This window comes from Psychrobacter sp. 1U2, assembly GCF_051847575.1.
The window spans coordinates 1-697 of record NZ_JBPYDC010001125.1; the positions used below are offsets into that span (position 1 = coordinate 1).

Here is a 697-nt window from a genome sequence, read left to right on the forward strand (position 1 = left end):
ATCTAAAAGCATTATCAACAAGGCGAACAGTAACTATAATAAATCCACAAAAAACCTAAGTAATGCTTTTTTATTAGATAAATATACGTAAGCGCTTATAAGCTGACAACTTTTATAGTCTACTATCTTGTATGCGGTAGTACCATTCAAGCTGCCGATCGAACCCAGTTTCTAGTAGACTTGCGATAACGCGTCCTGTTAGCCCCCATACTGTCTCACCGTCTACTTGCCAGCTGGGTGTCAGCATCGTCGCCACTTGATCTTGTATCGCATACTCTACTGCATATTCTACAGTTGGCTGAGTAAGTAAGGTTTCAAAATCTGCCCAAAAGATGCGTGATATCTCTCCCATCTCAGGCACCAATACCAAACCTGGAGCAATGAGCGCCACGATTGGACGCACACTCATGCCGCTTTTAGAGGTTTGAATAGGTAATTGCCCCAGTAGCTGCACTTTATTTGGTGGTAGCGCTGTCTCCTCGCAAGCTTCACGTAAGGCTGTGACAACGTTGTTGCCATCACCTACTTCATACTTACCACCAGCACAGGAGACCTCCCCTGCGTGACTGTTCATGTGCGCGGCGCGACGTGTCAAGAGTAGCTTAGGATGACGCTCATGAGTGATGGCCACCAATATCGACGCATCAGCGATTGGCGTTTGGTATAGACTGTCCAAAATACGGGCACTACGGGAGGT

The 697-nt window shown here is 46.5% G+C and carries 1 protein-coding gene; it reads right to left on the minus strand.

Annotated features, from left to right (window positions below; all coding sequences use genetic code 11):
* Window positions 1-112: 112 nt before the first annotated feature.
* Window positions 113-697 (minus strand): NUDIX hydrolase (locus tag ACS8FD_RS20755; RefSeq protein WP_439277258.1); only part of this gene is annotated, 585 nt, incomplete at its 5' end.